The following is a 7,149-nucleotide window of genomic DNA, read 5'->3' on the forward strand; positions in this document are numbered from 1 at the left end:
CCTATGAAAGCCAAGGCTGATGTACCTTTCGCGCCGCTCAACATCGCGGTGCTGACGGTCAGCGATACCCGTACCCTGGAAACCGATACCTCAGGCCAGCTCTTCGTTGACCGCCTGACGGCTGCCGGACACAACCTGGCCTGCCGGGTCTTGCTCAAAGATGACCTCTACAAGATTCGCGCGCAAGTTGCCAACTGGATCGCCGACGAAGTCGTACAGGTGGTGCTGATCACTGGCGGCACCGGCTTCACTGGTCGCGACAGCACACCGGAAGCGGTGAGCTGCCTGCTCGACAAGCAAGTCGATGGTTTTGGTGAATTGTTCCGCCAGATATCGGTGGCGGACATCGGCACCTCGACCGTCCAGTCCCGCGCCTTGGCCGGCTTGGCCAACGGCACGCTGGTGTGCTGCCTGCCGGGGTCGACCAATGCCGTGCGCACAGGTTGGGATGGCATTCTTGGCGAGCAGCTGGATTCGAGGCATCGGCCGTGCAATTTCGTGACTCACCTGAAACAGGCGGCACCCTGTGAATCCCGCGGGTAAGCCGGGCAAGACCGGTACCCTGATGCCGGTCGAGGTGGCCCTGGCACGTTTGCTGGAAATGGCGGACGCCTCACGGATTGTCGAGCGCGAACGTTTGCCGTTGGCGCAGGTCCAGGGCCGGGTGCTGGCCGATGATCTGCTGTCGACCCTCGATCTGCCGCCGTGGCCCAATAGCGCGATGGATGGTTATGCCTTACGCGTGGCCGACTGGAATGCAGAGCCGCTGGTTGTCAGTCAGAAAGTCTTTGCTGGCCAGGCCCCTGTTGCGTTGACGCCGGGCACCTGTGCACGAATCTTCACCGGGGCTCCTGTGCCACCGGGCGCAGATTGCGTCGAGATGCAGGAGAATGCCGAAGTCCTGGCGGATGGACGTGTACGTTTCACCGAAGCCCTGGTTCTCGGGCAGAACATTCGTCCGCAAGGCCAGGAAACCACCGTTGGCGAACAGGTCCTGCCGGCGGGCACGCGGTTGGGTCCGATCGAACAAGGCCTGGCAGCCTCCTTGGGGTGTGCCGAGCTGGAAGTGATTCGCAAGATGCGCGTGGCGGTGCTGTCCACCGGGGATGAACTGATCGAGCCGGGGCAGGTGCTGGGGCCAGGGCAGATCTACAACAGCAACCGTGTGTTGCTCTGCAGCTGGTTGCAGCGCCTGGGTTGCGAGGTGATAGACGCCGGGATCCTGCCGGATGACCTGGCCACTACACGCGCGCGCTTGGGCGAGTTGGGGGATGTCGACCTGATTCTCTCGACCGGTGGCGTATCGGTGGGGGAGGCTGACTTTCTGGGCATCGCCCTGAGAGAAGAGGGCGAGCTGGCGCTGTGGAAACTCGCGATCAAGCCCGGAAAACCCCTGACTTTCGGGCATTTTCGTGGCGTGCCGGTGATCGGCTTGCCGGGCAATCCAGCCTCGACCCTGGTGACCTTTGCCTTGCTGGCAAGGCCTTATCTGCTGCGGCGCATGGGTGTCCTCGAGGTGGAGCCACTCAAGATACAAGTGCAGGCAGGGTTCGACTGGCCCAAGGCCGGCAACCGGCGCGAGTACCTGCGCGGTCGCCTGGAGAACGGCCGGGCCATCATCTACAGGAATCAGAGTTCCGGTGTGCTGCGCAGCGCGGCCTGGGCCGATGGACTGGTCGAGGTCATGGAGGAGCGCACGCTGGTACAAGGCGATTGGCTCTACTTCATCCCGCTGAGCGAAGTGTTGGGCTGAGCCTGGCCGCCGCCAGGTTGGCAAGCCCGGTCGATCGGCCGGGTTTTGCAGCCATGGCGGTTCAATGGGCCAGCAGCATTGACACGATCTGATCGAAACGGCTGTTGGCGATCCAGCCCATCAGCCCCAGGACAACGGCCGTTCCGCCCGCCGAATAGGCAAGCCTGTACCTGACGGACTTGATGTCACTGCGAATCTTTTCCAAATCGCTGCGCAGGGTGTCGAGGTGTGTCTCAAGCTCGTTGACGCGAGGTGGCATATCAACTTCTCCGCTGGATTTTGCATGGCTGACGAGTTCGGCTTGATGATCGGCCCGTTTCATTGCGAGCGGCACCACCGAAATCGCCGGTGACTTGATGTCTTGTAGTTGCATTGCACGTCCTTGTGTCTGTCCTGCTGATGACTGAAAACCGCTGACACAAAAGTGTACCAATTGCCATTTCTGGTCAATTGAGCCGATTCCTCACGTTTTGTAAGAAAAATCTCCTTATTGGGCTCAGGTGTAAATAATTCAGTTTTTTTCGACTTTTCCGCAGGGTGGCAAGGTCACATGTCCCATACGTCTTCAATCATGGGAGTGACAACAATGAGCGAACGCAAGGCGCTGTTGATCTTGCATGGCAAGCAGGCGCTCAACGAAGCGGTTCGGGCCGCCGTCGACAGCAAGCGTGAACAAGGCTGGGAGCTGGCCGTTCGGTTGACCTGGGAGGCCGGCGATGCGCAGCGGCTGGTGGGCGAAGCGCTGGAGGCAGGGTACCGGCAGATCATCGCCGGTGGCGGCGATGGCACGCTGCGCGATATTGCCGAAGCCATGGCCGGGCAGTCGCAGCAGGCCAGCCTGGTCCTGATGCCGCTGGGTACCGCCAACGATTTTGCCCGTGCCGCGGGTGTTCCGCTGGAGCCGGATCAGGCACTGGCGCTGCTGGACGTTGCCCCCAGTGCCATCGACCTCGGTGAAGTCGGGGGGCAGGTGTTCCTGAACATGGCCACCGGTGGCTTTGGCAGTCAGGTCACGGCCAATACCTCCGAGGAACTGAAAAAAGTTTTGGGCGGTGCGGCGTATCTGTTCACCGGCTTATCGCGTTTCAGTGAGTTGCATGCGGCGTATGGCGAGCTGCAGGGACCGGATTTCCACTGGAGTGGTGAGTTGCTGGCCCTGGGGATCGGCAATGGCCGGCAGGCAGGCGGTGGGCATGTGCTCTGCCCGCAGGCACTGGCTGATGACGGGATGCTCGACATCAGCATACTGCCGGCACCCCAGGAGCTGGTCAGCACTTTGAAAGACCTGCTGGCCGATGGCTTCGGAATCGATAGCATGTTCGTTCGTGCCCGCCTGCCATGGGTTGAGATCAAAGCCTCGGAGGGCCTTTGCATCAACCTCGATGGGGAGCCGCTGGAGGGTGACAGCTTGCGATTCTCGGCGCGGCCGGCAGCATTGCGGGTGCATTTGCCCGAGCAGTCACCCTTGTTGAGCGGGACGCAAGCGGTCAGTCGTCCAGACTGATGATCTGCTCTCGCACGGCGAACAATACCAGGCCGGCCACGTCAAAGATCTGCAAGCGCTTCATGACTTGCGAGCGATGGGTTTCGACCGTCTTGACGCTCAGGCCCAGGCCGTTGGCGATTTCCCGGGTGGATTTTCCACGCACGATCAGCCGCAGGATTTCCAGCTGGCGAGCTGTCAGGTTGTGCGAGTCTGCCGGGGCCGCCTGGTTTTTCTGGGTCCGGTTCAATGCCTGGGTGATCACGGTATGGGCGATGGCGGGGCTCAGGTAGCGCTCATTGTTACGCAAGGCGTGCAGCGCGTGTTCCAGTTCGGTGGCCGTGGTGTCCTTGAGCAGATACCCATGGGCACCCGATTCCAGGGCCTGCATGATCAGTGCCGGGTCGGTGTGCATCGACAGGATCAGCACCTTGCTCTGCGGACGGACCCGCTTGAGCCGTTGCAAGGCTTCGAGGCCGCCTGTCTGCTTCATTGAAATATCCAGCAGCACGATATCCGGGGACAGTTGCTGGACCATCTCGAGCAACTGCGAGCCATCGTTTGCCTCGCCGATCACTGCATAGCCAGGAAGGTCCAGCACCAGGGCGCGCACGCCAGCCCTGATCAGCGAGTGGTCATCCACCAGGAGTAAGTTACAAGTCAATGCATAACCTTATTCGTACTGGCCCGTTCGAACGCACGCGGCGCCCATGGGAAGAGGGCTTCGATTTGAGTGCCTTTGCCTGGCTCGCTGGTCACGGTCAGCGTGCCGCCCAGTTGCTTGATCCGTTCCGACATCCCGGCCATTCCGCGCTGTCCTTCACGCCCCGGGTCGGTGGCGGGCGAGAAACCCAGGCCATCGTCACTGATCATCAATGCCAGGCCCTGGGGCAAACGCTGCAGGCAGACCAGCAGGTTTTGCGCCTGGGCATGGCGCAGCATGTTGGTGACGGCCTCCTGAGTGATACGAAAGGCCGCCACTGCCATTTCTTCCGGGATCCCGGTCAGCCGTTGATGGCACTCCAGGCTCCAGTGCACGGGGGTGTTGCTCAGGGTCTTGAGCAAATGCGCCCGCAGGCTGGCTTCCAGCCCAAGGCTGGCCAGTTGCCGGGGATTGAGGATGGCCGAAACATCGCGAACCTTGGCGAGGGTTTCCTCTAGCGTGTCGCACAGCACCGAGCATTGCCCCTGGAGGTCTTCGGGCATCCTGCGCTTGAGCCAGTCGCTCTGGAGTTTCGCCGCGGTCAGCAACTGGCCGATGTCGTCGTGCAATTCCCGGCTGAGGCGGTGGCGTTCGTTTTCCTGGACTTGCAGCAACCGGTCGGCCAGCTCCTGGGGCTGGAATTTGATCGACTTGCGTGACAGGCGGTACTGCACCCAGACGCAGCCCAGAGCAGCAATCTCGAGCACCAGCAGGCTCAGCGGCAAACGCGTAGACAGGCTGTAGACCAGCAGGCTGCCGAGCGTCGAGCCGATGCACAGCAACAGCGTGAATCTGCGTGCGTTTTCTCGGGAGGGTGGCCATTTGGCGATTGTCTTGAGGCTGGCGTACATAGCGGATGGAGCCAAAGGATGTTCGCTGCGGGCCGATCGGTCATGCGCTGACAAATCGATATTTTTTTATTGTCAGCTGCCGACTTCAACGGATTTTGTATAAGAAAATCTGTTGTCTTGTATAAGAAATCAGACTTGTAACTTGTCATCTGAAATCGTTGCCGTTAATTGACGTCAACTAATGGGCGGCATAATACCACTTCGGATACCGTTGGTCGCGCCTGTGATCAATGTTCGGGAGGTCAGGAAATAACGCGGGAGAAATCGGGATAACGTCGCGCAGCTTGCGATTATTCGGGTCGTTACATACCCGAAAAACCGGGTCAGGCAGGGCGACACTTGTACAAGTAATAGTTAATTGTCTCAAGGTGTCGCTGGCAGATATGAAGTATTCAATTGCGACATGAATCTTGTGATGCAGTCGTCCATTCGCAACTGCACATGCGGGGGAATTTAAGCCTGGCGCTCTGAATAAGAAACGAGTGTGAACGGCCTGGAATTAACCGGGGGACGAAATTGACTCTGGCCGACCTGGAACGCAAAGGCTTCGATCAAGGTGGCTTGTTCCGTTTCATCGAGGCTGAGCTGACCGGTGTTCTGGTCGATCAGCTCAAGTTGCCAGGCGATCAGCGTGAGGCAGTCCCTGAGCGCATCCAGGGCCTCGTCGTGCAGTTCCATATGATTCTGGGCGTGATTGAGCAAGCCATGGATGTGTAATGAAAATTCTGACACAGCGGCGAGGGCCAGCGCATCGGCCTTGCTTGCCAGTTTGAGCAGGGTGCTTAGCATGCAGTCAATGGCGTCCGGGTCATTGCTGATCAATTGCAGATGACTCAGGCATTCCTCGGTTCTGGCCAGGAGTGTTTCAGCCTCGACGATAAACTCCGGAATACGCTTTGCCCACTCTTTACGATTGTTCGGCATGCTTATCTCCACAACGTCATGTCAAATGAGGAGGGTGTCGTGTGTGTCGACGAGGGCAATGTAAACCTGATGTCTTGAGTTCCCGCTCTGGACGGCTCAAGTGCGCGATGAACGCTTGAGAGGGTGGCTGGCCACCGGTTTTCAATCGCGCGCAAATGCCCGACTCCATTTCATGCAATGAGAATGGCGTCACATTAATGGCTATTGGATATTGCGAATATCAGGTTGCACCTGATTGTTGCTAGGGGAATCCCTTACAGGGGGGAACCAATCGCACGGATTGGGGTCGCGACGTAAAAAATGCAACAGATGAAATAACTGCCCCCAGTAAAGCATGATGTTAATGTGACATCAATGCCCGCGCGCGGCATTTGCCAAGGGGTCAAGCTCCGGCAACAACAGCCGATAACCCTCTATCCAGTGAATTCATCCGAACACGCCCAGGAGTCATCGATGGCCGGCATTCTTGATACGGTAGATCAGCGTACGCAACTTGTGGGTGAGAATCGCCTGGAAATTCTGATGTTCCGGCTTGCCGGGCGGCAACTGTTCGCGATCAACGTGTTTAAAGTCCAGGAAGTCCTGCAACTGCCGAAGTTGACACTGATGCCCCAGCGTCACCCATTCGTTTGCGGCGTGGTCAATCTGCGCGGCCAGACCCTGCCGGTCATCGACCTGTCCCAGGCCATTGGCATGCGTCCTTTGGTGCCAGGTCCTGGGAGCACGATCATCGTCACGGAGTACAACCGTTCGGTGCAAGCCTTCCTGGTGGGTGGGGTGGACCGTATCGTCAATATGAACTGGGAAGCGATTCTGCCGCCGCCCAGCAGTGCCGGCCGGCAACATTATCTGACCGCCATCAGCAAGGTCGATGATCAGTTGGTAGAGATCATCGACGTCGAGAAAGTCCTCGCTGAAATCGTGCCTTACAGCGCCAAGGTCTCCCGGGAAAAACTCGAAGACCCGCTGTTGGCACACGCCCGTGGCCGCGAGGTGCTGCTGGTGGATGACTCGAATGTGGCCCTGGCGCAGTTGCGCGATACCCTTGGGCAGCTGGGTGTGAAAATGCATATCGCCAGCGATGGCTTGAAGGCGTTGAATTTGCTCAAGGCCTGGGCGGACACTGGCGTCAACATGACCGACAAGCTGCTGATGGTGTTCACCGATGCGGAAATGCCGGAAATGGACGGCTATCGCCTGACTACCGAAATTCGCAACGATCCACGGTTGCGTGGCCTTTATGTGGTGCTGCATACGTCGCTGTCCGGGAGTTTCAACGAGTCGATGGTCAAGAAGGTCGGCTGCGACAACTTTCTCTCCAAATTCCAGCCGGACAAGCTTGTTGATGTGGTGCGTGAGCGCTTGATGCTGGATGTGGTGCCGGCCTGATTGGGATGGGTTACTGGGAGTGTCGGCGAGGGCGGCCTGACAGCCG

At 59.0% G+C, this 7,149-nt stretch carries 8 protein-coding genes; 4 read left to right on the plus strand and 4 right to left on the minus strand.

Features of this window, described 5'->3' with window-relative positions; genetic code table 11:
• Positions 1-3 precede the first annotated feature (3 nt).
• On the plus strand, positions 4-543 hold the full coding sequence (gene moaB / locus PMI35_RS29325; protein WP_008055114.1) for a molybdenum cofactor biosynthesis protein B: 540 nt from the start codon (positions 4-6) through the stop codon (positions 541-543).
• On the plus strand, positions 527-1,753 hold the full coding sequence (locus tag PMI35_RS29320) for a molybdopterin molybdotransferase MoeA (RefSeq protein ID WP_008055115.1): 1,227 nt from the start codon (positions 527-529) through the stop codon (positions 1,751-1,753). The genes moaB and PMI35_RS29320 overlap by 17 nt, the downstream gene beginning before the upstream one ends.
• Positions 1,754-1,814: 61 nt before the next feature.
• Here the strand turns inward: PMI35_RS29320 and PMI35_RS29315 are convergent, their stop codons facing one another.
• Complete coding sequence (locus PMI35_RS29315) at positions 1,815-2,126, minus strand: hypothetical protein (protein WP_008055116.1); 312 nt, start codon at positions 2,124-2,126, stop codon at positions 1,815-1,817.
• A gap of 213 nt (positions 2,127-2,339) precedes the next feature.
• Between PMI35_RS29315 and yegS the strand changes: the two genes are divergently transcribed.
• Entirely contained in the window at positions 2,340-3,257 is a 918-nt protein-coding gene (yegS, locus tag PMI35_RS29310) for a lipid kinase YegS (RefSeq protein ID WP_008055117.1), read from the plus strand.
• On the opposite strand, the gene PMI35_RS29305 is transcribed toward yegS, so the two are convergent.
• The 3 genes from PMI35_RS29305 to PMI35_RS29295 all read right to left on the minus strand — a co-directional run bounded on the left by PMI35_RS29305 (position 3,241) and on the right by PMI35_RS29295 (position 5,714).
• The gene (locus PMI35_RS29305; RefSeq protein WP_008055118.1) at positions 3,241-3,900 is read right to left on the minus strand and encodes a response regulator; all 660 of its coding nucleotides are present in this window, start codon (positions 3,898-3,900) and stop codon (positions 3,241-3,243) included. The two genes, yegS and PMI35_RS29305, sit on opposite strands and share 17 nt — an antisense overlap.
• Positions 3,897-4,790, minus strand: a complete 894-nt coding sequence (locus PMI35_RS29300) for a sensor histidine kinase (RefSeq protein ID WP_008055119.1) — start codon at positions 4,788-4,790, stop codon at positions 3,897-3,899. Before PMI35_RS29300 ends, PMI35_RS29305 begins: the two co-directional genes overlap by 4 nt.
• A 453-nt stretch (positions 4,791-5,243) precedes the next feature.
• A complete protein-coding gene (locus tag PMI35_RS29295) occupies positions 5,244-5,714 on the minus strand; it encodes a hypothetical protein (RefSeq protein ID WP_008055120.1) in 471 nt (156 codons plus the stop codon).
• 453 nt (positions 5,715-6,167) lie between these two features.
• On the opposite strand from PMI35_RS29295, the gene PMI35_RS29290 reads away from it, so the two are divergent.
• Positions 6,168-7,103 (plus strand): chemotaxis protein CheV, encoded by a 936-nt coding sequence (locus tag PMI35_RS29290; protein ID WP_008055121.1) that lies wholly within the window; start codon positions 6,168-6,170, stop codon positions 7,101-7,103.
• Positions 7,104-7,149 lie beyond the last annotated feature (46 nt).

The sequence above is a fragment of the Pseudomonas sp. GM78 genome, assembly GCF_000282475.1.
Classification (GTDB): domain Bacteria; phylum Pseudomonadota; class Gammaproteobacteria; order Pseudomonadales; family Pseudomonadaceae; genus Aquipseudomonas.